General features: G+C 73.3%; 29 protein-coding genes. 13 read left to right on the top strand and 16 right to left on the bottom strand.

The genetic code is table 11. From position 1 onward, the window contains the following. The first annotated feature begins 57 nt into the window (after window positions 1–57). The 5 genes from IF06_RS0117200 to IF06_RS0117180 all read left to right on the top strand — a co-directional run bounded on the left by IF06_RS0117200 (window position 58) and on the right by IF06_RS0117180 (window position 5,297). Window positions 58–1,047 carry a carbohydrate ABC transporter permease gene (locus IF06_RS0117200; RefSeq protein ID WP_013288789.1) on the top strand — a complete coding sequence of 330 codons (990 nt, stop codon included), beginning with the start codon at window positions 58–60 and terminating at the stop codon, window positions 1,045–1,047. Continuing rightward, window positions 1,044–1,877 carry a carbohydrate ABC transporter permease gene (locus tag IF06_RS0117195; RefSeq protein ID WP_013288790.1) on the top strand — a complete coding sequence of 278 codons (834 nt, stop codon included), beginning with the start codon at window positions 1,044–1,046 and terminating at the stop codon, window positions 1,875–1,877. The genes IF06_RS0117200 and IF06_RS0117195 overlap by 4 nt, the downstream gene beginning before the upstream one ends. Next, a complete protein-coding gene (locus IF06_RS0117190; protein ID WP_013288791.1) occupies window positions 1,874–3,241 on the top strand; it encodes a GH1 family beta-glucosidase in 1,368 nt (455 codons plus the stop codon). Before IF06_RS0117195 ends, IF06_RS0117190 begins: the two co-directional genes overlap by 4 nt. Window positions 3,242–3,260: 19 nt before the next feature. Further along, window positions 3,261–4,268, top strand: coding sequence for a LacI family DNA-binding transcriptional regulator (locus IF06_RS0117185; RefSeq protein ID WP_030272184.1), 1,008 nt, complete (start codon window positions 3,261–3,263; stop codon window positions 4,266–4,268). Between the two features lie 123 nt (window positions 4,269–4,391). After that, window positions 4,392–5,297, top strand: a complete 906-nt coding sequence (locus IF06_RS0117180; protein WP_030272182.1) for a GNAT family N-acetyltransferase — start codon at window positions 4,392–4,394, stop codon at window positions 5,295–5,297. On the opposite strand, the gene IF06_RS0117175 is transcribed toward IF06_RS0117180, so the two are convergent. Next, on the bottom strand, window positions 5,290–5,808 hold the full coding sequence (locus IF06_RS0117175) for an O-acetyl-ADP-ribose deacetylase (RefSeq protein WP_030272180.1): 519 nt from the start codon (window positions 5,806–5,808) through the stop codon (window positions 5,290–5,292). The genes IF06_RS0117180 and IF06_RS0117175 overlap by 8 nt on opposite strands. A 1-nt stretch (window position 5,809) precedes the next feature. Continuing rightward, on the bottom strand, window positions 5,810–6,601 hold the full coding sequence (locus tag IF06_RS0117170; protein WP_030272177.1) for an EI24 domain-containing protein: 792 nt from the start codon (window positions 6,599–6,601) through the stop codon (window positions 5,810–5,812). 40 nt (window positions 6,602–6,641) lie between these two features. Between IF06_RS0117170 and IF06_RS0117165 the strand changes: the two genes are divergently transcribed. Then, on the top strand, window positions 6,642–7,634 hold the full coding sequence (locus tag IF06_RS0117165; RefSeq protein WP_030272175.1) for a helix-turn-helix transcriptional regulator: 993 nt from the start codon (window positions 6,642–6,644) through the stop codon (window positions 7,632–7,634). On the opposite strand, the gene IF06_RS0117160 is transcribed toward IF06_RS0117165, so the two are convergent. Then, window positions 7,625–8,539: an SDR family oxidoreductase gene (locus IF06_RS0117160; RefSeq protein WP_030272173.1), complete on the bottom strand. Its 915-nt coding sequence runs from the start codon at window positions 8,537–8,539 to the stop codon at window positions 7,625–7,627. The genes IF06_RS0117165 and IF06_RS0117160 overlap by 10 nt on opposite strands. Before the next feature lie 76 nt (window positions 8,540–8,615). Here IF06_RS0117160 and IF06_RS0117155 point away from each other — a divergent pair, with 76 nt between their 5' ends. Continuing rightward, window positions 8,616–9,287: a DNA polymerase beta superfamily protein gene (locus tag IF06_RS0117155; protein ID WP_030272171.1), complete on the top strand. Its 672-nt coding sequence runs from the start codon at window positions 8,616–8,618 to the stop codon at window positions 9,285–9,287. A 4-nt stretch (window positions 9,288–9,291) separates the two neighbouring features. Here IF06_RS0117155 and IF06_RS0117150 read toward each other — a convergent pair whose 3' ends face one another. After that, window positions 9,292–9,741, bottom strand: coding sequence for a VOC family protein (locus IF06_RS0117150; RefSeq protein ID WP_013288799.1), 450 nt, complete (start codon window positions 9,739–9,741; stop codon window positions 9,292–9,294). A 43-nt stretch (window positions 9,742–9,784) separates the two neighbouring features. Between IF06_RS0117150 and IF06_RS0117145 the strand changes: the two genes are divergently transcribed. Beyond that, a complete protein-coding gene (locus IF06_RS0117145) occupies window positions 9,785–10,384 on the top strand; it encodes a CGNR zinc finger domain-containing protein (RefSeq protein WP_013288800.1) in 600 nt (199 codons plus the stop codon). Window position 10,385: 1 nt separating this feature from the next. Here the strand turns inward: IF06_RS0117145 and IF06_RS0117140 are convergent, their stop codons facing one another. The 5 genes from IF06_RS0117140 to IF06_RS0117120 form a co-directional block, all read right to left on the bottom strand. Next, a complete protein-coding gene (locus IF06_RS0117140) occupies window positions 10,386–11,123 on the bottom strand; it encodes an alanyl-tRNA editing protein (protein ID WP_013288801.1) in 738 nt (245 codons plus the stop codon). Between the two features lie 11 nt (window positions 11,124–11,134). Next, the gene (locus IF06_RS0117135; RefSeq protein WP_013288802.1) at window positions 11,135–12,022 is read right to left on the bottom strand and encodes an alpha/beta fold hydrolase; all 888 of its coding nucleotides are present in this window, start codon (window positions 12,020–12,022) and stop codon (window positions 11,135–11,137) included. Next, window positions 12,019–12,333, bottom strand: a complete 315-nt coding sequence (locus IF06_RS0117130) for a DUF2516 family protein (protein ID WP_013288803.1) — start codon at window positions 12,331–12,333, stop codon at window positions 12,019–12,021. Before IF06_RS0117130 ends, IF06_RS0117135 begins: the two co-directional genes overlap by 4 nt. A 71-nt stretch (window positions 12,334–12,404) precedes the next feature. Further along, complete coding sequence (locus tag IF06_RS0117125) at window positions 12,405–13,184, bottom strand: hypothetical protein (protein ID WP_030272168.1); 780 nt, start codon at window positions 13,182–13,184, stop codon at window positions 12,405–12,407. Continuing rightward, on the bottom strand, window positions 13,181–13,831 hold the full coding sequence (locus tag IF06_RS0117120) for a helix-turn-helix domain-containing protein (protein WP_013288805.1): 651 nt from the start codon (window positions 13,829–13,831) through the stop codon (window positions 13,181–13,183). The genes IF06_RS0117125 and IF06_RS0117120 overlap by 4 nt, the downstream gene beginning before the upstream one ends. A gap of 113 nt (window positions 13,832–13,944) precedes the next feature. Between IF06_RS0117120 and IF06_RS0117115 the strand changes: the two genes are divergently transcribed. Further along, a complete protein-coding gene (locus IF06_RS0117115; RefSeq protein WP_225319748.1) occupies window positions 13,945–14,742 on the top strand; it encodes an alpha/beta fold hydrolase in 798 nt (265 codons plus the stop codon). Window positions 14,743–14,864: 122 nt separating this feature from the next. Here the strand turns inward: IF06_RS0117115 and IF06_RS0117110 are convergent, their stop codons facing one another. The 4 genes from IF06_RS0117110 to IF06_RS0117095 all read right to left on the bottom strand — a co-directional run bounded on the left by IF06_RS0117110 (window position 14,865) and on the right by IF06_RS0117095 (window position 18,387). Next, a complete protein-coding gene (locus IF06_RS0117110; RefSeq protein WP_030272163.1) occupies window positions 14,865–15,824 on the bottom strand; it encodes an asparaginase in 960 nt (319 codons plus the stop codon). A 94-nt stretch (window positions 15,825–15,918) separates the two neighbouring features. After that, a complete protein-coding gene (locus IF06_RS0117105) occupies window positions 15,919–16,761 on the bottom strand; it encodes a 3-keto-5-aminohexanoate cleavage protein (protein WP_030272161.1) in 843 nt (280 codons plus the stop codon). A 112-nt stretch (window positions 16,762–16,873) separates the two neighbouring features. After that, complete coding sequence (locus IF06_RS0117100) at window positions 16,874–17,983, bottom strand: YgfZ/GcvT domain-containing protein (RefSeq protein WP_030272160.1); 1,110 nt, start codon at window positions 17,981–17,983, stop codon at window positions 16,874–16,876. Next, window positions 17,980–18,387, bottom strand: coding sequence for a Fur family transcriptional regulator (locus IF06_RS0117095; RefSeq protein WP_082171454.1), 408 nt, complete (start codon window positions 18,385–18,387; stop codon window positions 17,980–17,982). Before IF06_RS0117095 ends, IF06_RS0117100 begins: the two co-directional genes overlap by 4 nt. A 92-nt stretch (window positions 18,388–18,479) precedes the next feature. Here IF06_RS0117095 and IF06_RS0117090 point away from each other — a divergent pair, with 92 nt between their 5' ends. Continuing rightward, window positions 18,480–19,337, top strand: coding sequence for an aminotransferase class IV (locus IF06_RS0117090; RefSeq protein ID WP_030272158.1), 858 nt, complete (start codon window positions 18,480–18,482; stop codon window positions 19,335–19,337). Between the two features lie 73 nt (window positions 19,338–19,410). Here IF06_RS0117090 and IF06_RS0117085 read toward each other — a convergent pair whose 3' ends face one another. Continuing rightward, entirely contained in the window at window positions 19,411–20,037 is a 627-nt protein-coding gene (locus tag IF06_RS0117085; RefSeq protein WP_052166188.1) for an FABP family protein, read from the bottom strand. Further along, a complete protein-coding gene (gene mtfM, locus IF06_RS34750; RefSeq protein ID WP_013288813.1) occupies window positions 20,003–20,107 on the bottom strand; it encodes a small membrane protein MtfM in 105 nt (34 codons plus the stop codon). The genes IF06_RS0117085 and mtfM overlap by 35 nt, the downstream gene beginning before the upstream one ends. Before the next feature lie 23 nt (window positions 20,108–20,130). On the opposite strand from mtfM, the gene IF06_RS0117075 reads away from it, so the two are divergent. The 3 genes from IF06_RS0117075 to IF06_RS0117065 all read left to right on the top strand — a co-directional run bounded on the left by IF06_RS0117075 (window position 20,131) and on the right by IF06_RS0117065 (window position 23,031). Continuing rightward, complete coding sequence (locus IF06_RS0117075; protein WP_013288814.1) at window positions 20,131–20,493, top strand: DsrE family protein; 363 nt, start codon at window positions 20,131–20,133, stop codon at window positions 20,491–20,493. A 73-nt stretch (window positions 20,494–20,566) separates the two neighbouring features. Then, window positions 20,567–20,956 (top strand): SCP2 sterol-binding domain-containing protein, encoded by a 390-nt coding sequence (locus tag IF06_RS0117070; protein ID WP_030272153.1) that lies wholly within the window; start codon window positions 20,567–20,569, stop codon window positions 20,954–20,956. Next, window positions 20,953–23,031, top strand: a complete 2,079-nt coding sequence (locus IF06_RS0117065; RefSeq protein ID WP_030272152.1) for a glycogen debranching N-terminal domain-containing protein — start codon at window positions 20,953–20,955, stop codon at window positions 23,029–23,031. The genes IF06_RS0117070 and IF06_RS0117065 overlap by 4 nt, the downstream gene beginning before the upstream one ends. A 2-nt stretch (window positions 23,032–23,033) precedes the next feature. Here IF06_RS0117065 and IF06_RS0117060 read toward each other — a convergent pair whose 3' ends face one another. After that, entirely contained in the window at window positions 23,034–23,885 is an 852-nt protein-coding gene (locus tag IF06_RS0117060; protein WP_030272150.1) for a hypothetical protein, read from the bottom strand. Window positions 23,886–23,925: the final 40 nt, after the last annotated feature.

The following is a 23,925-nucleotide window of genomic DNA, read 5'->3' as shown; positions in this document are numbered from 1 at the left end:
TGCGGGCGGCCACCCGGCCACGGGGGCCGCCCGCACGGCGGAAAGGAGTCCCGGGTCATGGCCGTCCAGCTCGACGCCCGCCCGCCGGTCGCACCGGCACCCCGCCCCACCCGTCCCGGCCTGGGCAACCGGCTCAGCCGGATCGACACCAAGTACTCGCCGTACCTGTTCATCGCCCCGTTCTTCCTGTTGTTCGGCGTCTTCGGGGCGTACCCGCTGGCGTACACGTTCTGGGTCTCGCTGCACGACTGGGACCTGCTCGGCGCCGAGCACCCGTTCATCGGCTTCGACAACTACACCCAGCTGCTCGCCGACTCGGACTTCTGGCACTCGGTCGTCAACACGCTGGGCATCTTCGTGATCTCCACGGTCCCCCAGCTGCTCGCAGCGCTCTGGCTGGCCAACCTGCTCAACCGGCAGCTGCGCGCCCGTACCACCTGGCGGATGGCGGTGCTGATCCCGAACGTCACGTCGACCGCCGCCGTGGCGATCGTGTTCGCGGTGCTGTTCGGCCGCGAGTTCGGCATGATCAACTGGCTGCTCGACCACGTCGGGATCAACGCGATCGACTGGAAGGCGAACCGGTTCGCCGCCTGGGTCGCCATCTCCACGATGGTCGACTGGCGCTGGACCGGCTACAACGCGCTGATCTTCCTGGCCGCCATGCAGGCCATCCCCCGCGACCTGTACGAGTCGGCGGCGATCGACGGCGCCGGCCGGGCCCGGCAGTTCTGGTCCATCACGGTGCCGCTGCTCAAGCCGACGATCATCTTCGCGGTCATCATCTCCACCATCGGCGGCCTCCAGCTCTTCACCGAGCCGCGGATGTTCAACTCCGGCACCAACGCGATCCGCGGCGGGCCGCTGCGGGAGTCGCAGACGGTGACCATGTACATGTTCGAGAACGCCTTCGCGCCGCACTACAACTTCGGCTACGGCTCGGCAGTCGCCTGGCTGCTGTTCGCGCTCATCGCTGTGGTCGCGGCGATCAACGTCCTGCTCCTGCGCCGGCTCGGCGGCGGCTCCCGCAAGGAGGTCTCCCGATGACCCGCCTCTGGTCGGCAAGCCGGCTCACCTACCTGGCGCTGACGCTCTCGGCCATCCTGTCGATCTTCCCGATCTACTGGATGTTCGTGGTGGCCAGCCGGACCAGCGACACGATGGGGCAGGTGCCGCCGCCGCTCACGCCCGGCGGCAACCTCGGCGCCAACATCGCCCGGCTGTTCGACAACACCGACGCGTACTTCCTGACCGGCCTGATCAACTCGGCGATCGTGGCCACCACCGTCACGATCTCGGTGGTGTTCTTCTCCACGCTGGCCGGGTTCGCGTTCGCCAAGCTGCGCTTCCGCGGGCGCAACGCGCTGCTGCTGGTCATCGTCGCCACCATGATGGTCCCCACCCAGCTCGGCGTGATCCCGCTCTACCTGCTGATGACGAAACTGAACTGGAACGACCGGCTGCCCGCCGTGATCGTGCCGGCGCTGGTGACCGGCTTCGGCGTGTTCATGATGCGCCAGTACGCGGGCCAGGCGGTCAGCACCGAGCTGATCGAGGCGGCGCGGATGGACGGCTGCAACACCGCGCGGATCTACTGGAACGTGGTGCTGCCCGCGCTGCGCCCGGCCGCCGCCGTCCTCGGCCTGCTCACGTTCATGACCACCTGGAACGACTTCCTGTGGCCGTACGCGGTGCTGAACGACCCGGAGAACCCGACGGTGCAGCTGTCGCTGCGGGCCCTCTCCGACGGGTACTACCAGGACATGTCGCAGGTGTTCACCGGCACGGCGATCGCCACGCTGCCGCTGCTGCTGGTGTTCGTCGTCTTCGGCCGCCAGATCATCGGCGGCATCATGGAAGGTGCGGTCAAGGCATGAGCAACGTCCGATTCCCGGAGGGCTTCGTCTGGGGCGGGGCCACCGCCGCGTACCAGATCGAGGGCGCCGCACGCGAGGACGGTCGCGGCCCGTCGATCTGGGACACCTTCAGCCGTACGCCGGGCGCGGTGTTCCAGGGCCACACCGGCGACGTGGCCTGCGACCACTACCACCGGTACGCCGAGGACGTCGCGCTGATGGCCGACCTGGGGCTGCGGGCGTACCGGTTCTCGGTGTCCTGGCCCCGCGTGCGGCCGGACGGCACCGGCCCGGTCGAGCCGCGCGGGCTCGACTTCTACGACCGGCTGACCGACGCGCTGCTGGACGCCGGCCTCGACCCGATCGTCACGCTCTACCACTGGGACCTGCCGCAGGCGCTGGAGGACCGGGGCGGCTGGACCGTCCGGGAGACCGCCGAGCACTTCGCCGAGTACGCGCTCGCCGTGCACGGCCGTCTCGGCGACCGGGTGCGCACCTGGACCACGCTCAACGAGCCGTGGTGCTCGGCCTACCTGGGGTACGGCTCGGGCGTGCACGCGCCGGGGCGCCGCGACGCCGGTGACGCGTTCCGGGCCGTACACCATCTGCTGCTCGGCCACGGCCTGGCGGCGCGGGCACTGCGGGCGGCAGGCGCGGAGACGCTCGGGATCACGCTCAACCTGGCCGACGTGCAGCCGGCGGACGCGGGCAGCGCCGCTGACGCCGAGGCGGTCCGGCTGGTCGACGGCCTGCACAACCGGATCTTCCTGGACCCGCTCACCGGCGGCGGCTACCCGGCGGACGTGCTGGCCCACGTCAGCCGGATCGTCGCGCCGGACTTCGTCCGGGACGGGGACGAGAAGCTGATCGCCGCGCCGCTGGACCTGCTCGGCCTGAACTACTACGCGCCGACCTACGTGGCCGGGCGGGCGGACGGCACGGGAGGTGCCGCGTACCCGGGCACCGCCGGGGCGGTCGAGTTCCTGCCGCCGGCCGGGCCGCTGACCGAGATGGGCTGGTCGATCGAGCCGGCCGGGCTGGCCCGGCTGCTGGAACGCGTCGCGGCCGACTATCCCGGGCTACCGTTGATGATCACCGAGAACGGCGGGGCGTTCCCCGACACCGACCTCGACGAGCAGGGCGGGGTGGCCGACGCCGACCGGGTCGCCTACCTCGACGGGCACCTGCGCGCGGCGCACGAAGCCATCGCCCGCGGCGTGGACCTGCGTGGTTATCTCGTATGGTCGGTGCTGGACAACTTCGAATGGGCCGAGGGTTACCGGAAGCGGTTCGGGATCGTCCACGTCGACTACCTGACCCAGCGGCGCACACCCAAGCGCAGTGCCCGCTGGTACCAGGAGGTGATCGCCCGGAACGGGCTGTGACGAGGTGGTGGTTACGGGGATGACGACGGCACAGCGACCGACCCTGGAGGCGGTGGCCCGGCTGGCCGGCGTGTCCCGGGCCACCGTCTCCCGGGTGGTGAACGGCTCGACCACAGTCGCCGAGCCGATCCGGCAGGCGGTACGCCGGGCGGTCGAGGAACTCGGGTACGTCCCGAACCTCGCCGCCCGCAGCCTGGTCACCCAGCGGACCGACTCGGTCGCGCTGGTGATGCCCGAGGCGGCCACCCGGGTCTTCTCCGACGACCAGGTGTTCCCGGGCATCATCCGGGGCGCGGCACAGGAGCTGGAGGCGGCGGACAAGCAGCTCGTGCTGATGCTCGCCGGTTCGCCGGCCGGGCACGAACGGGTCGAGCGGTACACCACCGGGCGGCACGTCGACGGGGTGCTGTTCGCCTCGCTGCACGGCGAGGACCCGCTGCCCGGCCGGCTGGCCCGCCTCGGCATCCCGGTGGTGTGCAGCGGCCGGCCGCTCGACGGCGCCGACGTGCCGTACGTGGACGTCGACCACACCGGCGGTGTGAGCACCGCGGTCGAGCACCTGATCGCGAGCGGACGGCGGCGCATCGCCACCATCGCCGGACCGCAGGACATGGTCGCCGGGATCGAGCGGCTGATCGGCTACCGCAACGCGATCACCGGCGCCGGGCTGCCGGAGCTGGTCGCGTACGGCGACTTCACCCGGGAGTCCGGCACCGCCGCGATGCGCGAGCTGCTCGCCGCCGACCCGGAGCTGGACGCCGTGTTCGCCGCCTCCGACCTGATGGCGCACGCCGCCCTGCGCACGCTGCGGGAGGCCGGGCGGCGGGTGCCCGAGGACGTGGCGGTGATCGGGTTCGACGACATCGAGACGGCCGCCTACACCGAGCCGCCGCTGACCACCGTGCGGCAGCCGATAGTGGAGCTGGGCCGGTCGATGACCCGGCAACTGCTGCGCATCGCCGCGGGCGAGGAGGTCGAGCAGGCGCTGGTGCTGCCGACCGAGCTGGTGCTACGCGAGTCCGCGTAAGGAAGGGCCCCCTCTTAACGCCTCAGGTAGAGGAGGGGGCCCTTCTTAACAGCCCGCCGGGCGACCGCCCACCGCGCGTTAACCGGTCGCGGCGCGGGCGTCGGCGGGGCTAGGGTCCGCCGGATGAGTGGAGCCCTGATCCGTCCCGCCCGTGCCGAGGACGCGCCCGCCGTGGTGGCGTTGCGCGCGCTCGTCTACCCGTACCTGGTGCGGGGCGTCGAGTCGACCCGCCGCATGATCGCCGAACCACCGCCCGGCGAGGACTGGGCGGCCTGGGTCGCCGAGGCGGACGGGCAGGTCGTGGGCTGGGTGTCGGCGTACCGCAACACGCAGACGTCGACGCCCGGCGTGGGCGAGATCGCCACGCTGCACGTGCACCCGGAGCATCGTCGCCGCGGCACCGGCACCGCGTTGTTCGACACCGCGCTCGGTCATCTGCGGACGCTCGGGTCCACCCGGGTGCTCACCCACGCGCGTACCGAGTCGCTGCCGTTCGCGCAGCGGCACGGCTTCACACCCAGCCGGGAGCTGCGCTACTCGGCGCTGGACCTGAGCACCGCCCCGCCGATGCCGCAGGCGCCGCCGGGCGTACGGCTGGTGTCCGCCGCCGGGCTCGACCCCCGCCTGGTGCATCGGGTGGACGCCGAGTCGTCCCGGGACGAGCCGGGGGACGTGCCGACGGACTCGCTCGACTTCGACCTGTGGCGGCACGAGTGCTGGGACAACCCGGGGCTGGACCGGGAGGCGAGCATGCTCGCCGAGGTGGACGGCGAACTGGTCGCACTCAGCCTGGTGAAGCGGGACGGCGACCGGATGTGGTCGGACTTCACCGGCACGCTGCCCGCGTACCGGAGGCGCGGGCTGGCCCGGCTGGCCAAGCAGGCCGCGCTGCACGCCGCCGCGGCGCGCGGGGTACGCACCGCGTACACCTCGAACGACGAGGCGAACGCGCCGATGCTGGCGGTGAACGAGCGGCTCGGCTACCGGCCGGTGGACAGCCAGTGGTCGTGCCGGCGCAAACTCACCTGAGCCCGGCGACCACCCGCACCGCTGTGGCGTACGTGTCGGCGCCGAACAGCACCAGCCGTGCCTCGGCGACGTGCTCCGGGGTGGCCGCGTGCAGCACGCTGAGCGCCTGTGCCACCGCGTCCTCGACCGGCCAGCCGTAGATCCCGGCGGAGATCAGCGGGAACGCGATCCGGGTCGCGCCCAGCCCGTCGGCGACGCGCAGGCTGTTGGCGTAGCAGTCGCGCAGCAGCGCGGACCGGTCCTCGTGCGGCGAGAAGACCGGGCCGGCAGTGTGCACCACCCAGCGCGCGGGCAGATTGCCGGCGGTGGTGGCGACCGCCTGGCCGGTGGGCAGCCCGCGCCCGTAGCGGGAGGCGCGCAGCGCCCGGCACTCCTCCAGGATCGCCGGCCCGCCGCGCCGGTGGATCGCGCCGTCCACTCCCCCGCCGCCGAGCAGCGACGAGTTGGCGGCGTTGACTATCGCGTCGACCTGCTGGGCGGTGATGTCCCCCTCGATCAGGACGGTGTCCATCTCAGCTCTCCTCGACGGGCTGGCCCAGCGAGCGGCGGGCCAGCAGCGCGGCCCCGGCGACGGCGGCCGGCATGACGAGCACCGCGCCGAGCGGGATCAGGAAGCACAGGAAGACCGCCACCCCGAAACCGAGCGCTGTCGGCCGGTCGGCCCGCAGCCGCGCCCGCCGGTCCGGCAGCCGCATCCCCCGCCGGTAGAACGGCGCGCCCACCAGCTCCAGCGCCAGGAACCAGCCACCCACCAGGGCGCCGACCACCGGGACCACCGTCTGTCCCACCACCGGGATGAAACCGGCGGCGAACAGGGGTACGCCGATCAGCGCGGACAGCGCCACCAGCCGCAGCGAGTCGGCGAGGCTGCGTCGCAGCGAGGACCAGAACGGCACGTCCACCGCACCGGGGGTGCCGCCGAGGCGGTCCTCGACCCGCTCGGAGATCGCCTCGTAGAACGGGTCGCCGATGACGAGCGTGACGGCGGTGAACGTGAGCACCCCGACCAGCCCGGCGACCCCGACCACCGCCAGCCCGGCGGCGACCCGCAGCAGCCCGCGCCAGGGCGACGACCAGTCGTCGGCGAACGGGGTGAGCCAGCCCGCCAGGTCGTCGACGAAGTAGAGCAGCGTGGCGAACAGGGCCACGTAGAGCGCGCCGGTGATCAGCGCCGGGATCACGCCGAGCAGCATCAGCTTCGGGCTGCGGACGTACATGCCGAAGCCGCGCAGCAGCAGCCCGGCGCCGCCGAGGAAGCGGGTGGCCGCGCCGGTGACGGGCGCGATCGTACGGGAGGCGTTCACGACGGCACAGCCTAATCTGCCGGTGCACCACAATGGGCCTGTGCGTGCGTCCCGGCTGATCTCGCTTGTGCTGCTGCTCCAGTCGCGGGAGACGATGACCGCCGCCGAGCTGGCCCGCGAGCTGGAGGTGTCCGAGCGGACCGTCTACCGGGACGTGCTGGCGCTCTCCGCCGCCGGTGTCCCGGTGTACGCGGACCGCGGCCGGGCCGGCGGCTACCGGCTGCTCGGCGGCTACCGGACCCGGCTGACCGGGTTGAGCCGGGACGAGGCCGAGGCGCTGTTCCTGGCCGGGTTGCCCGGACCGGCCGGGGACATGGGACTGGCCGACTCGGTGGCCGCCGCCGAGCTGAAGGTGCTCGCCGCGCTGCCGCCGAGCCTGCGGGACGCGCCCGCCCGTACCGGGCAGCGGTTCCACCTGGACGTGCCGGGCTGGTTCCGGGAGACCGCGCCGCCGCCGGCCCTCGCCGAGCTGGCCCGGGCGGTCTGGCGGGACCTGATGGTGGAGTTGCGCTACCGGCGCGGGGACCGGGAGGTGACCCGCACTTTGGCGCCGTACGGGCTGGTGCTGAAGAACGGGGTCTGGTACCTGGTCGGCCGGGTCGGTGACGGCTGGCGGACGTACCGGGTGGACCGGGTGGTGGCGGTCGAGGTGGGCGCCGACGGGTTCGACCGGGGCGAGGACTTCGACCTCGGGGCGTACTGGCGGGAGCAGGCGGGCGCGTTCCTGCGCGAACTGCTGCGGGAGCGGGTCACGGTGCGGCTCGGCCCGGCCGGGCTGCGGGCGCTGCGGCACCTGGTGGACGCGCCGTTCGTCTACACCGAGGCGGTGGACGCGGCCGGGCCGCCGGACGAGCAGGGGCGGCTGGTGCTGCGGCTGCCTGTCGAGTCGGTCGACGTCGCGTACGGCCAGTTGCTGGCGCTCGGCCCGGAGGTGGAGGTGCTGGCGCCGCCGCAGTTGCGGGCGCGCTTCGCCGAGGCGACCCGCCGCGCGGCGGCGCTCTACACCGATCCGCCGTCCGACGGTCAGCGGTAGCCGTCCGGGTCGGCCGGCTTACCAGGCTTGACCACCTCCTCGTAGTAGCGGGCCCAGTGCGGGCGGCTGCCGTCGACGTCGGTGAAGCCGTACACCTGGGACAGGCCGCCGCTGTCCAGCGACCGGCCGTTCCAGCGGGCCCGGTCCGGGTCGGCGGCCAGGGCGGCGACCGCGCGCCCGACGAACGCCGGCGTCTCCGACATGACGAAGTGCGGTTCGGTCTTCGCGGCGTCGCGCCAGTTCGCCTCGGTGACGCCGTAGTGTTCGAGCATCGCCTCCGAGCGCAGCCAGCCGGGTGTGAGGGCGACGGCGGTGCAGCCGTGCGGGGCCAGCTCGTGCGCCTGGCTGAAGCCGAGCCGGTTCACCGACACCTTGGCCAGGTCGTAGAAGACCGACAGGCGGTACTCGCTGTCGTTGTGCTCCTTGGTGCCGTCGCCGACCTCGACGACCAGGCCGCCCGGGTTGCGGATCAGCAGCGGCAGCGCGAAGTGGCTGGTGATGATGTGCGTGTCGACAGCCAGCCGCAGCGTGCGGAACCCGGCGTCGAGCGGCTGCTCCCAGACCGGCTTCTCCCAGGTGATCAGCGGGTCCGCGCCCCAGACGTCGTTGACGAGCACGTCCAGGCGGCCCTGCTCGGCGTCGATCCGCTCGACCAGGCCGCGTACCTGCTCGGGGTCCAGGTGGTCGACTGCGACGGCGATCCCGGTGCCTCCGGCGGCGGTGACCAGCTCGGCGGTCTCCTCGATGGTCTCCGGCCGGTCCATCTCGGAGCGGCGCTCGCGGGTGGTGCGGCCGGTGGCGTAGACGGTGGCCCCGGCGGCGCCGAGCTGCACGGCGATCTGCCGCCCGGCACCCCGGGTCGCGCCCGCGACGAGCGCGACAGTTCCGGTCAGTGGTGAGTTCATGGGATAACCGTGCAACAGATACCTGACAGCGGAAGTCCGGTTTCCCGGGAGACCTGGATGGGCGATCATCACCGGTATGCACCTGCTGCTGTCCGGGATCGTCGGCTCGGTCGCGTACGGGCTGGCCGGTCCCGGCTCGGACACCGACCGGATCGGCGTGTTCGCCGCGCCCACAGTCGCGTTCCACGGTCTGCGCCCGCCCCGCGAGTCGGTGGTGACGACCGACCCGGACGTCACGCTGCACGAGGCCCGGAAGTACGCGCTGCTGGCGCTGAGCGGCAACCCGACCGCCACCGAGCTGATGTGGCTGCCCGAGGACTGCTACGAGACCCGCACCGGGTTCGGCGAGGAGCTGATCGCGATCCGGTCGGCGTTCCTGAGCGCGCCGCGCGTCCGTGACGCCTACCTCGGGTACGCCTCGCAGCAGTTCCGCAAGCTCGCCACCGCCCCGGCGGACAGCGGCGGGCGACGGCGCTCGGCGAAGCACGCCCGGCACCTGGCCCGGCTGCTGCACCAGGGCCGGACGCTGTACGCGACAGGCGTACTGGAGATCCGCCTCGCCGACCCGGAGTGGTTCCGCGCGTTCGGCGAACGGGTCGCCGGTGGCGCGCTGGGCGAGGCGCAGGCCCTGGTGGCTGCAGCCGAGGCGGAGTTCGACCGGGTCCGCTCGCCGCTGCCGGAGCGCCCGGACGAGGAGACAGTGGAACGCTGGCTGCTCGCCGTCCGGGCGGCGTACCTGCCGCGCTGAGCGGTCACTGCACGTCGAACTCGTTGCCCTCCGGGTCGGCCATCGTGGTGTGCTCGCTGCCCCGGTCCGCGACCTCGGCCAGCACCGTCGCGCCGAGCGCGGTCAGCCGCTTCACCTCGGCCGCCCGCCCCTCCGGCCCGACGTGCAGGTCGACGTGGAGGCGGTTCTTCACCCGCTTGGGTTCGGGGACGGCCTGGAACAGGAACCGCCTGCCCAGCCCGGTGCCGCTGGCCGGGTCGACCGGGTCGTCCGGGTGGCGTACCGCCGCCAGCTCGCGCCACGCCTTGCGGCCGTCCACCTCGACGTACGCCTCCGGCGGCACCGCACCGGCGGCGGCCAGCCGCTCGATCAGCACGCTGTTGTCCTCGACCTGGTAGCCGAGCGCCTCGGCCCAGAAGCGGGCCAGCCCGATCGGGTCGGCACAGTCGATGACGAGTTTCCAGTCCCGGGCCATGTGTCCTCCGTGGTCAGCTGGTGTAACCAGTTATAGTGGTTACGTGACGGACGGCGCAAGCGGACTCACCCTGATCAGTCCCGAAGGCACTCGATACCGCTTCGACCCGGGCGCGCTCTGCCTGGAGCTGCTGACCACCGGCGGTCCGGGCGCGTTCGCCCGCTACGAGGTGCTGCACCGGCCGGACGACCTCGCGGGCTGGCTGGCCGTGTCCCGCCTGCGCCTGGACCCCGCCACCGTCACCGTCGACGCGGACGACCTGGCCGCCGCCCGTCGGCTGCGCGACGCGCTCTGGCGAGTGACGCAGGCGCGTACCCGCGACGAGACCCCGCCCGCCGCGGACCTGGCCGTGGTGAACGACGCGGCGGCCGGGCTGCCGCTGAGCCCGCAGGCCGGTCCCGACGGCAGCCGGTCCTGGCGTACGCCGCTGACCGGCGCGCAGGTGGTCGCGACATTCGCCCGGGACGCGGTCGACCTGCTCACCGGCCCGTACGCGGCCCGGATCCGGGAGTGCGGCGCGCACGACTGCCAACTGGTCTTCGTGGACACCTCCCGGCCGGGGCAGCGCCGCTGGTGCGCGATGGAACGCTGCGGCAACCGGCAGAAGGCGCGCGCCCTCCGGTCCCGGCGCGCGCCCGGGTGACTCAGTCCGCCAGGCGCACGCGTACCCGGCGGTTGGCCCGTCCCTTGCTCTCCACCTTGACCACCTGGACCTTGCCGATCTGGGCGGTGGAGGCCACGTGCGTGCCGCCGTCGGCCTGCACGTCCAGCCCGACGATGTCGACGATCCGCACCTCCTGCTCCTCCGGCGGGATCAGGTTCGACTGGGTACGGATGATGTCCGGCAGGGCCAGCGCCTCGGCGCGCGGCAGCACCCGCACCGCCACCGACCGGTCGGCGGCCACCTCGGCGTTCACCAGCTCCTCGATGCGGGCCTTGAAGTCCGGCGGCACCTCGGGGAGGTTGAAGTCCATCCGCGCCTCGCCCGGCTCCATGTTGCCGCCCGTGACGAGCGCGCCGAAGTCGCGGAACACCACGCCGCAGAGCACGTGCAGCCCGGAGTGGGTACGCATCAGCATGGTCCGGCGCGTGTCCTCGACCGCGCCGGCGACCTCGGTGCCGACCGGCGGCACCGGGTCACCCTCGGCCGGGATCAGCCAGAGGTCGTCGCCCTTGCGGGTGCCGACGATCCGGGTCTGTACGCCCTGCCAGAGAAGCACCCCGTGATCCGGCGGCTGCCCGCCACCGCCCGGGTAGAACGCGGACCGGTCCAGCACGATGCCCTGCTCGGGATCGGCCGCCAGCACCCGGCAGGTCCACTCGCGCAGGGTCGGGTCGGCGAGGTCGAGCCGGTGCGTACGGCCGTGGTGTGTGACGCCCATGGACGGCGACGTTACCCGTTCAGGAACTCCGAGACGCGCTCCCGCAGGTCGGCGCGCTCGGTCCAGAGCACGCCGGGCCGGTCGTACACGTGCAGTGTGGCGTTGGGGAGCGCGGCGGCGAGCCGTTCGGCGACGGCGACCGGGTGCAGGTCGTCCTCGGCGGCGGCGATGACCAGCGCCGGCGCGGTGACCGCGGCGAGCGACCCGGCGTCGTCGAGCGGGGCCTGGGCGGGCAGGTCGGCCAGCCCCGGCGCGAGCCCGTCGCGCAGCAGCTGGTCGAGCCGTTGCCGCAGGTACGCCCAGCCGGCCGGGGTGTTGCGCACCGACGGCGGCAGTTCCAGCGACACCGCGTCGGCCAGTGCCGAGGCGTCGCCCTCGGCCACCGCGTCGAGCAGGCCGGTGAGCCGGGCGCGTGCCACCTCGCCGCGCGGCGTGTCCAGCACGGCGGGCAGGAAGAAGACGAGTCTCTCGAAGCGTTCCGGGCTCTCGGCGAGCAGCCGGCAGAGCGCGCCCGCGCCGAGGCTGGCGCCGAACGCCCGGGTCGCGCCGCCCAGGTCGGCGACGGCCCGCAGGTCACGGGCGAGGTCCAGGTAGCTCCACGGCCCGGGCGGCGAGTCGGAGCGGCCGTGCCCGCGGAACTGGAAGAAGATGCGCCGCCCGGTGACGCCGCTGCCGAACGGGCGGGTGGTGGCGATGCCGCTGCCCAGCCCGTGCGCGAACACGGTGACCGGGTCACCGGTGCCGGTGACCAGCCGTTCCAGGCTCACCCCGTGCGGGGTGGCGACCAGTTCCGTCTCCGGCTCGGGCAGCGCGGGGCGCCCGGTCCGGGGCGCGCCGGGGCCGGGCCCCCAGGTGCGGGGACCGCCGTCCGGCGGCGGAGGCCAGCGGAAACCTCTCACCAGGACCCTCGGCCGTCGTGCAGGTCCCGCAGGCCGGGCCGCACGTCGAGCAGGTAGATGAGACCCGCGGCGATGCCGATCAGTCCGAACAGGCTGATCGGGCCGAAGCCGAGCAGGGTCAGCAGCAGGCAGACCGCCAGGATGGCGACCCAGCCGCCCTTGGGCAGCGTGCCGAGTGCGGCGAATCCGTCGCCGCGCTGGGTGACCGCGTGCACCAGCGCCACTCCCTGTACGACCAGGGCGAAGACGAGCAGGATCAGCTGGATCACGTCTTGGACTGCGAACGCGAAGATCGGCGCGGCGATGGCCATGGGGGCAAGCTTATGCCGAGACCCCGGAAACGTCCGACAAGACGTTGTCCGGGGTCCGGTGGAGCATCAGGTCACTCGGCGGCCGGGCGGGTCCGCTTCGTGGCCTTCGGCAGCTTCGCCGACGGGGTGGCCGGCTTGGTCGCCTTGGTGGCGGCCGTCTTGGCGACGGCCTTGGTCGCGGTCGCCTTGGTGGCGCGGGTGCGCTTCACCACGGCCGGCTTGGCGGCCACCGCCTCGGCCACCTCGGCCGGGCTGGGCACCTCGGTCGTCGCGGCGGCCTTCGGCGCGGTCTCCGGCTTCGGGGTGATCTCGGCCTTCGGGGTCACTTCGGTGCCGGTGGCCTCGGTGGCCTCGATGTCGGCGTTCACCGTGTCGGCGGCCTCCAGCACGCCGGCGCCGACGACGCGCTCACCCCGGGCGACCAGCTCGGCGTACGCGGCCAGCGCGCGCTCCTGCGCGGCGTGCGCCCCGGCCACCACGACGGCGGCGTTGCGGGTGGCGGCCTCGCGGAGCTTGTCCAGGTTGGCGGCCTCGCGCAGCTTCTCCAGGTTCGCCGCCTCGCGCAGCTTCTCCAGGTTGGCGGCCTCGCGGAGCTGGTCGAGGTCGGTGGCGACGGCGCGCTCGCGCAGCCCGGTTGCGGTCTGGTTGGCGGTCTTCAGCGTCTCGGTGGCCTTCTGGCGCAGCTCGAAGCCGGTGACGACGGCCTTGCCGCCGAGGTCGGCGACGACCCGGGTGCCGAGGCCGCTGACCACCGTCGGCAGCTTGCGGAGCTGCTCCAGGGCCAGCTCACCGGCGCCGGCGGCGGCGTAGAGGGGTGCGGGGATGCGGTTGGTCTTCGGCTGGGTGGTCATGACTGCTCCTCTTCGGCCGCACCGGCGGCCTTCCGGGCCGCCCGGCGGGCGGTCGTGTCCTGCGGGGCGGCGGTGGTCGGGGCGGGCGCGGTGGTCGGGGCGGGCGCGGCACCCGCTTCGGTGACGGCTACCGATTCGAGGACCGCCTCGGTCGGCGTGCCCTCCGGCGTGACCGGACCGGTCGCGGCCGCGGCCACCGTCGCCGGGGCCTCCGGCGCGGAGGCCGGCTCGGTCGCGACCGTTTCCGTCGTGGCGGCCTTCTCGGCCGCCTCCGCCGTCGTGGCCGCCTCGGTCGCCTCGGCCAGGCGGGCGTTCTCGCGCCGGAACGTCTCGTAGATCTGGGTGAGCGACTGCTTCTGGGCCATGGTCAGCTCGGGGTCGACGGCGATCGCCGCGAGCACGCCCTGGCCCTCCTTGTCGTCCAGCAGCCCGGCACGCAGGTACATCGCCGGGGTGGAGACACGAAGTGCGCTGGCGAGCTGCTGGAGCACCTCGGCACTCGGCTTGCGCAGCCCACGCTCGATCTGGCTCAGGTAGGGATTGCTGACGCCCGCCTGCTCGGCGAGCTGGCGCAGTGAGATCTTCGCGTTGCGCCGCAGGTCGCGAATGAACCCGCCGACATCGGGAAGGTCCTTGCTGGTGGCCATGACTCAACGCTAGCTCGGGTCGCTAACTCCTGCAAGCAAAACGCTAGCCAGAGTTAGCAGGGTCACCGAAGGTGGGTTGCGGAGGCGATGTCCGGTCCGTACCGTTCTCCCCCGTGACCAAGATCGATATCAACGGTGCCCAGCTCGCGTACGACGAGAGCGGCACCGGAACCGCCGTGGTGCTGCTGCACGCCGGCATCGCCGACCGGCGGATGTGGCGCGGGCAGGTCCCGGCGCTCGCGCAGCGCCACCGGGTGATCGCGCTGGACCTGCGCGGCTACGGCGAGTCGGAGCTGCCGACCACGCCGTTCGCCCACCACGACGACGTGGTCGGGCTGCTCGACGCACTGGGCGTCGAGCGCGCCGCGCTCGTCGGCTGCTCGTTCGGCGGCCGGGTCGCGGTGGACACCGCGCTCGCCCACCCGGAGCGGGTCTCGGCGCTGGCGCTCTTCGGCGCTCCGGTCTCCGGCAACGAGTGGTCCGAGGAGACCGAGCAGCTCTGGGAGGAGCTGGTCGGCGACGTGGACCCGGAGGACTTCGCCGCCACCGCCGCCGGCGAGGTGCGTTTCTGGGTGGTCGGCCCGACCCGCCGCCCCGAGGACGTCGACCCGGAGCTGATCCGGTTCGCCGAGGAGATGGACCGCCGGGCACTCGCCGCCGAGCAGGCGCTGAGCGCGATCGAGGTGGGCGAGCTGGACCCGCCGGCGATCGACCGGCTGGGCGAGCTGCGCGTACCGGTACTGGTCGGCACCGGCGCGGACGACCTGGCCGACATCCGCCGCCTGGCCGACCGCATCGCCGACGAGGCCCCGCACGGCGTGCGCATGCCGGACGTGACGAACGCAGCCCACCTGCTCCCCCTGGAGCGCCCCACCGAGACCAACGCCACCCTCCTGCCGTTCCTCCCCTGACCGCCCCGGTTCCTTCTCCTTCGCCGCGTTGATCTTGCACTTGCGGCCCTCGGCACGCCTGGAATGCGCACTTCGCCGGGGCAGTAAGTGCAAGATCGCCGGGGGTAGAGGGCGGGGAAGGGTTACCAGGTGGGGCGGATGGCTCCCACCGGGAGGCCGCCGCCGAGCAGGGGCGGTTCGGCGTACTCGGTGAGGATGGGGGCGCGCACGTCCAGGCGGGCCAGGGCCGACACCAGGACGGGTGTGCGGGCCCTCGCGGCGCCGTCGTCGATCTTCAGAGCCACGGCGCCGACCTCCGGGATCGCCGCCGCGATCACACCCTCCGCGCCGATCTTGGCGAGCAGGCCGGGTACGCCGCGCATCAGCCGGGTGTCCTCCGCCTGGGTGCCGCCGACAAGCTCCGGGTACGCCCGCATCGCGTCCGCCACCGTCCGCTCGACGGTGCCCGGCTCGGCCTCGACCAGCCGCAGGAACGCCCGCGCCAGCCCGGTCAGCGAGACGGCCAGCACCGGTGCGCCGCAGCCGTCCACCCCGACCGCCGCCGCCCGCTCGCCGGTGAACTCCTCGATCGTGGCGGTCAGGCACTGCTGGAGCGGGTGCTCGGGCCGCCAGTAGCCGTCCAGCGGCCAGCCCGCCGCCAGGCAGGTGCGCACCATGCCGGCGTGCTTGCCGGAACAGTTCATCAGCACCCGGGCCGGGCCGCCGCCGGCCCGCAGCACCGCCTCCCGGGCGGCCTCGCCGAACGGCAGGTCCGGCGGGCAGTGCAACGCGTCCTCGGTCAGGCCGGCGTCGCGCAGCAGCGCTGTCACCCGCTCGACGTGGAACTCCTCGCCCGCGTGGCTGGCCGCGACGAGCGCGATGTCGGCCGGGTCGGTGAGCGGCAGGCCGGCCCGGAGCATGCCGATCGCCTGCATCGGCTTGCTCGACGAGCGGGGGAAGATCGGCGAGGCGACGTCACCGGCCCCGGCGACCGGCTCACCGGCGGCGTCGAGCACCACCACGGAACCCCGGTGGACGCCCTCCACGAAGCCGGACCGGACCACCTCGGCGAGCGGCACGCCGCCCTCGTACGTTTTTCCCACGGTATGGACCGTACCGAGGGGACGGACCCGGTCGGCGGCGGGGTGACCTGCGACGTCGACCGGGGCGGTACGGGGTCGGAGCGGGGTGCGCCGCTTACCGGACGGTAGCCGGGACGCCGAGCAGCGTACGGGCCTCGGCGGTGGTCAGCGGGGGCCGCTGGGCGAGCTGGGCGAAGCCGACCGCCCGCGCGACGAGCTGCATGTTGGACTCCACCGGGCGGCCCTTGGCGTACGTGACCGTGTCCTCCATGCCGACCCGCAGGTGACCACCGGCCGACAGCGAGGCCAGCATCACCGGGATGGTGCTGCGCCCGATGCCGGTGGCCGCGAACGTGGTGCCCTCGGGCAGGTCGCGCAGCATCTGCTGGGCCGCGACAAGGGTCGCCGTGGTGCCGGGCATGCCACCCGGTACGCCCATCACGAAGTCGACGTGCACGTGCCCGCCGTGCGGCAGGCCGTACTTGCCGAGCAGCCGCTGCAACGCGCTGAGGTGGCCCAGGTCGAAGATCTCGTACTCGGGGACGACGCCCCGCTCCTGCATCCGGGTGTGCAGGTCGACGATGAACTCCCACCGGTTGAGGAACACGTCGTCGCCGAAGTTGACGGTGCCCATGGTGCAGGAGGCCATGTCCGGTGCGGCGTCGAGCACCGCCAGCCGGGCCGACTCCGGGTCGGTCACCGCGCCGCCGGAGGAGAGCTGCACGATCAGGTCGGTGCTCTCCCGCAGCGCCGCCACCATGTCGCGCAGCCGCCCCTGGTCGAGCGTGGGCCGCGCGTCGTCGTCACGGATGTGGACGTGGATCACGGCAGCGCCGAGCGCCTCGCACTCCTTGGCGGTCAGCAGCAGCTCGTCGAGCGTCACCGGCAGCGCCGGCACCTCCGCCTTCGCCGACTCCGCGCCGGTGGGGGCAACCGTGATCAACGTCCCTGTCGTCATGCCCCGGATCCTAGACCGGTGCCCGGCGCCGGGTCGACCGGAGGATTTCCGGTGCAGGCGGCGTTAAGAAGGGACCCTTCCTCTACCGGAGGCGTTAATAGGGGGCCCTTCCTTACACGTCGATGGCGGCGGCGCTCTCGCCCACGAGCAGTCGGGCGTCGTCGGGCGTGTTGCGCTTCAGCACGGCGAGCGCCACCTGACCCAACTCGTAGTGCTGCACGGCGGTGCCCACGAAGCCGACCGTCCGGCCGTCGAGCGTCACCGGCGTACCGGCGGCGGGCGGCTGGTCGCTCGCCACGCCGTCCAGGTGCAGCAGGACGAGCCGGCGGGGCGGCTTGCCCAGGTTGTGCACCCGGGCGACCGTCTCCTGCCCCCGGTAGCAGCCCTTGTCCAGGTGCACGGCCGGGGCGATCAGGTCCACCTCGGCCGGGATCGTCCGGTGGTCGGTGTCCACGCCGGCCCGGGCCTGCTTGGCGGCCACCCGGATCGCCTCGTACGCCCACAGCCCGGCCACCGGCACCCCGGCGCCGCGCAGCTCCGCCACCACCTCGTCCATGGCCGCCCGTGGCACGAGCAGGTCGACGCCGAGCGCCACCCGCCGGGCCCAGCCGCCGACCGGCAGCGGCTTGACGTCGTACACCGCTGACGGCCGCGCGGGCAGCTCGCCGGAACGGAACTTCGGACCCGGCACCGCTGCCACGTCGGGAGCGGCCAGCCCGGTGACGCCGAGCGTGTCGAGCGCGCCGGGCGCCTCCGGCCCGACGAGCGACAGCAGCGCGTGGTCGGCGGTGGCGTCGCGCGGGTCGACCTTGCTGAAGAACCGCATCTTCTCCAGGTATGACAGGAGGCCCTCGGTCATCCCCGGCTCGGTGTCGAGCCAGGTGGTCTCGCCGTCGTCGGCGACCATCGCGTGCTGCTCGACGTGCCCGTGCGGGGAGAGCACCAGCAGCTCGGTGCCCTGCCACGGCGCCAGCGCGGCCAGGTGCTGGCTGGTGAGCGTGTGCAGCCAGCCGATCCGCTCCTCGCCGGGCACCGCGACCACGCCCCGGTGCGAGCGGTCGACCAGGCCCACGCCGGTGGCCAGGAGCCGCTGCTCGCGCATCGGGTCGCCGTAGTGGGCGGCCACCGGGCCGACGCCCGCCGCCCGGTGGGCCGGTTCCGGCTGGTCCCGGGTCTGGTCGTCGATGGCGTCGGTGGTCACCGCGCCCGCGATGTCGATCATGTGCGTTCCCCGTTCTGTGCGCAGCGGCCGCAGACCCCGAAGAGCGCGACATGCCCGATGTCGACCTTGAACCCGCGCTGCTCGTCCAGCTGGTCGGCGAGCGGGCGGAGCATCTCCGGGGAGATCTCGTCGATCGCCCCGCACTCGCGGCACACCAGGTGCACGTGCTGGTGCTCACCCGCCGCGTGGTAGGTCGGCGAACCGTGCGACAGGTGCGTGTGCGTCACCAGGCCGAGCCGTTCCAGCAGCTCCAGCGTGCGGTAGATGGTGGTGATGTTGACTCCGGCCGCGACCTCGCGGACCGCTGTGTGCACCTGCTCCGGGGTGGCGTGCCCCAGATCCAGGACGGCCTGGAGCACCAGCTGCCGCTGCGCCGTCAGCCGCAGCCCGCGCGAGCGGAGCATTTCCGCGAGGGAGGATTCGGACACCCTTCGATCATAGTTCGGCCGCCGCGCCGGCCGGTCCGCCGCCGGGGGTACGCCACTACGCTGCGCCCGTGGGTACGACACGGGTGGCGGTGCTCGGCCGGGGGCTCGTACCGGCGGGTGAGCCGGTGCTGCGCGGCGACGACCGGGGCGTCCTGCACGGCGACGGCCTGTTCGAGACGCTGCACCTGCGCGACGGCCGCCCCTGGCTGCGCGACGCCCACCTGGCCCGGCTGCGGGCCGGCGCGGCGGCGATCGACCTGCCGCTGCCCCCTGATGCCGCGCTCGTCGAGCTGCTGGACGCGGTGTGCGCCGGCTGGCCCGCCCGGACCGAGGGCGCGCTGCGGCTGGTCTGCACGCGGGGACCGGAGGGCGGTGGGCCGCCCACGGTGTACGCGACGCTCGGCGAGGTGCCTGCGTCCGCCCGACTGGCCCGGCGGGACGGGGTGACTGTGGCCACGCTGCCGCTCGGGGCGGCCGCCCGGTCCCGCCCGGAACTGGGGTGGCTGCCGAGCGGCGTGAAGTCCACCTCGTACGCGCTCAGCACCGCCGCCCGGCGCTGGGCGCAGCGGACGGGCGTGGACGACGTGCTCTGGGTCTCGACCGACGGCTACGTGCTGGAGGGGCCCACCGCGAACGTGGTGTGGCTGAGTGGCGGCCGTCTCCTCACGGTGCCGGCGGCACAGACCGGAATCCTGCCCGGCGTGACCGCCGGCCATCTGCTGGAACGCGCCGGAGAGCTGGGCCTGACCGCAGACGAGCACCTGCCTACCGTGGCCGACCTGCACGAGGCCGAGGCGATCTGGCTGACCAGCTCGCTGCGCGGCCCGGCAGAGGTCACGGCCTTGAACGGAATCCCCCGCCCGAGTTCCCCCCTGACCCCCCGCATCCAGACCCTCCTGGACTTCCCCCCACCCCCACCCCGTTGATCATGGAGTTGGCGGCGACAAATCGGGCAAGGATCGCCGCCAACTTCATGATCGCCGGAGCGAGAAGGGAACGTCAGCCGGCCACCCGGGTCAGGCGGGCGGAGAGGTGCGGGCTCAGAGGGTGGCCCACGGCGGCCATCTCCTGCGCGTAGAGCAGGGCGCCCTCGACGATGCCGAACAGCCGGGCACCGGCGGTGACCTCCTTCGCCGTGGCGGTACGCACGACCGCGTCGGTGGCGAACTCGATCCGGGTGCCCTTGCGCTTGCCGATGTGCAGCTCCATCACGCCGGTCGGCGTGGTCATCAGCGCCTCCAGCTCGTCGGTCACCCGCTCACCGTCGAGCACCGGACGCCACCAGCCCACCTCACGGCCGGCGGGACGGACCGGGCGGCTCTGCTCGTCCAGGATCCACGCCCGGGACTCGTAGAACAGGAACGGCCGACCGTCGTGGCTGATCCGGATCTCCTGCGCGTAGTCGAAGTCCTCGATCGTCGGGAACCCACCCCGGCCCCGGCCGCGCCAGACCCCGATGTACGGCAGCAGGCCGTCCAGGCTCGGGTGCAGCTTCGGGCCGACGCGCAGGTCGTGGCTCTCCTCGTACGGGTACGGGTCGACCGGCGGCGCGTTCAGCCACGGCGGCTGAAGCGGATTCTCACTCACAGATTCACCACTTACCTCTAGCGATTCGCACTGCGACATAGACCAGGCCACCCGCGAGCGCGCCCAGGCCGGCGACCAGCAGGCTGACGAACCCGATCTCGGTAACCATCCGGGCCATCCTATGCTGGCGTCATGGCGCGCACTCTCGTCGTCAAGGCCACCGCCGGCGCGGACTCCCCGGAACGCTGCGCCCAGGCGTTCACAGTCGCCTCCACCGCAGCCGCGGCCGGGGTGGACGTGTCGCTCTGGCTCACCGGCGAGTCCACCTGGTTCGCACTCCCCGGGCGGGCGGAGACGTTCGAGCTGCCGCACTCCGCGCCGCTCGGCGAACTGCTGCACGTGGTCCTGACCACGGGCCGGGTGACCGCCTGCACCCAGTGCGCGGCCCGGCGGGACATCGGCCCGGGCGACGTCATCCCCGGCGTACGCATCGCGGGCGCCGCGGTGTTCGTCGAGGAGGCGATGACCGAGGGCGCGCAGGCGCTCGTCTACTGAGCGACCCGCCCGGGTCGTCCACTCTGACCGGTGAGCCGATCCTGACCCGACATGTCCGGATTACGCCTACCATGTGAACGTGAGTGAGGCGATCCAACAGTTCTTCGCGTCGCTACCGGCGCGCGCCGCGTCGGTGCTGAACAGCCCGATCGGCGGCACGCTCCAGATCGACCTGGCCGACGGCAACCGGACCGAGCACTGGTACGTGACGCTGGCCCCCGGATCGGCCCAGGTGAGCCGGGAGGAGCAACGGCAGGCGGACGGCGTGCTGACCCTCTCCACCGAACTGTTCGAGAAGCTGGTCACCGGCCGCGAGGCCGGCATGGCCGCGGTGCTGCGCAACGAGGCCACGTTCAGCGGGCACGTCGTGCTGTTCCTGGCGTTCCGCCGGTTCCTGCCGACCCGGCCCGACGTACGGGATCCGCGGGACGCCGCCCGCGACCACGTCCGGCGGCTGGCGTGAAGGAGCGGGTCAGCATCCTCGACGGCAACACGTTCCTGGTCAGCGACGATCGCGGCAACATCCAGCCGTCGTACGACTTCCCCACCGGGCTGTTCTCCTTCGACACCCGGTTCCTCTCCACCTGGATCCTCACCCTCGACGGGGAACCCCTGTACGCGCTCTCCATCGACGACTCGCTGTCGTACAAGACGCGGTTCTTCCTGGTCCCCGGCGAGCCGACGCACTACCTGGACGCCAAGGTCTCGGTGATCCGCAGCCGCGCGATCGGCGGCAGCCTGGACGAGGAACTGACCCTGCTCAACCACTCCGAGCAGGAGATGGAGTTCCGGCTCCGGCTGGAGATCGGCTCCGACTTCGCCGACCTCTTCGAGATCAAGCACAAGCGGGACAAGAAGGGCACCACCACGCCCAGCGTGGAGACGAACGCGCTGCGGCTGACCTACCGCCGGCAGGCGTTCCACCGCGAGACGATGGTGACCAGCAGCGCGCCGGCCGAGGTCGACGAGAGCGGGATGACGTTCCGGATCCGGGTCGGCCCGCACGGCGAGTGGACCACCCGGCTGCACATCGACACAGTCATCTACGGCGCCCGGGGCGAGGACATCCGGGCCATCCTGCCGCTGGGCGGCCAGCGGACGGCGGCCGACATCGAGGCGGAACAGAGCGCCCTGATCAGCCGGGCGCCGAAGCTCGGCTGCGACTGCGAGCCGCTGGCCGGGGCGTACCGGCGCAGCCTCAACGACCTGGCCGCGCTCCGGTACGAGTCGATCACGCTCGGCGTCCGGTTGCTCGCCGCCGGCCTGCCCTGGTTCATGACGCTGTTCGGCCGGGACAGCATCTTCACCTCGCTGCAGGTGCTGCCGTTCCTGCCCGAGATGGTCAAGCCCACGATCGTCATGCTCGCCGGACTCCAGGGCAGCCGGGTCGACGACTTCCGGGACGAGGAGCCCGGCAAGATCCTGCACGAGCTGCGCTACGGCGAGACCGCCGGCTTCGAGGAGCAGCCGCACTCGCCGTACTACGGCGCCGCCGACACCACGGCGCTGTTCGTGATCCTGCTCGACGAGTACGAGCGGTGGACCGGCGACGCCGACCTGGTACGCAAGCTGGAGCACGAGACGCGGGCGGCGCTGACCTGGCTGGACACGTACGGCGACCTGCTCGGCACCGGTTACGTCTGGTACATGTCGCGGAACCCGGAGACCGGCCTGCCGAACCAGTGCTGGAAGGACTCGCCGGACGCCATCTCCTACGCCGACGGGCGGATGCCCGAGTTCCCCCGGGCCACGTGCGAACTCCAGGGGTACGCGTACGACGCGAAGCTGCGCGGCGCCCGCCTGGCCCGCACGTACTGGAACGACCCGACGTACGCCGACCGGCTGGAACACGAGGCGGCGGCGCTGAAGGAACGGTTCAACCGCGACTTCTGGATCGCGGACCGCGAGTACTACGCGCTGGCGCTCGACCCGCTGGGCCGCCAGGTGGACGCGCTCACCTCCAACATCGGCCACCTGCTGTGGAGCGGCATCGTCGACGAGGCCCGCGCCCCCGCCGTCGCCGCCCATCTGCTCGGCCCACGCCTGTTCTCCGGGTGGGGTGTGCGGACGCTCGCCGACGACCAGGGCCGGTACAACCCGGTCGGCTACCACGTGGGCACGGTGTGGCCGTTCGACAACTCGATCATCGCCTGGGGCCTGTGGCGGTACGGCTTCCGCCAGCAGGCCGGCCGGATCTGCGACGCTCTGCTCAGCGCGTCGCACTACTTCGACGGGCGGCTGCCCGAGGTGTTCGCCGGCTACGAGCGCGGCCTCACCGACTACCCGGTGGAGTACCCCACCGCGTGCAGCCCGCAGGCGTGGTCCGCCGGCACGCCGCTGCTGCTGCTACGGGTGATCCTGGGACTGGAACCGCAGGGCGATCACCTGATCATCGACCCGGCCGTGCCACCCGGGATGGGCCGGGTGGAACTGCTCGACATCCCGGGCCGCTGGGGCCGGGTGGACGCGCTGGGCCGCAGCCGGGAGCCGCACGAGGAACAGCCGTCGCCACCGGCGCTCACCCTGCCCTGCGGCTGACGTCAGGCCCGGCAGGGCGTGGTGACCGCCACCCGGACCCGCTCACCGGCCCGCAGCGCCAGCACCGCCGGCTCGCCCGGGCGTGCGTACGCGTCGGCCGAGTCCACCACCGGCGCGGCGCCGACGCCGAACGCGGCGGCCAGCGACTGGTCGGCCGGCACTGCGGCCTCGGACCGGGCCGTGCGGGCGGTCCCGCCACCCGGGCAGGGCGCGGTCAGCACCTGGACCTGCCCGGTCGCGCCGCCCCACCGGCCCAGCGCCGACGCCAGCACGGCCGACTCGGCGGCGGCGTCGGCGGACGGGGCCCGGTAGCCGGAGCCCGCCGGGCGGCAACCGGTGTCGGCGGTGAGCAGCACCCGGCCCGGGCCACCGGCCCGGCCCTCGACCGCGACGAACTCGCCCGCGTCGGCGCGCAGCAGCGGTTCGCCGTCGAGCGTCGACACGCCGGCCCGCCAGCCCGACGGCAGCCGGTCGGCGATGCCGCGCAGCACCTCGCGTACGTCGTCGCCGCCGATCGCCACCTCGACGCCGCGCTCCAGCGTCGCGCCGTCGTCCATCGGCGTGATCCGGCAGCCGCGCTCCAGCCGGTCCGGCAGGAGCGCCGGTACGCCCGCGGCGCCGACCGCGGCGGTCAGCTCGCCGATCGCCCGGTCCACCACCGGGCCGGCCTGGTCCAGCGACCGCTGCTCCTTCACCGTCGGCGCGTCGGTGCGCACCGACCACCAGGTCAGACCCGCGAGCAGCACGGCCCACACCACGGTGGCGACCGTCAGCCAGCGCAGCCGGCGTCGGCCGCCGGGGCCGGGCCGGCCGGGCGGGGTGGGCGGGGCGTAGCCCGTCTCGACGGCAGTCACCCGGCCATGGTGTCACGGACGGGCGAGCCGCCCGGCCGCG

Origin of the sequence: Micromonospora globosa (genome assembly GCF_000717585.1) — a bacterium.
GTDB classification, from domain to species: Bacteria; Actinomycetota; Actinomycetes; order Mycobacteriales; family Micromonosporaceae; genus Micromonospora; species Micromonospora aurantiaca.
Note: the sequence above shows the minus strand (reverse complement) of the source record. Positions and strands in the feature narration are given on the sequence as shown.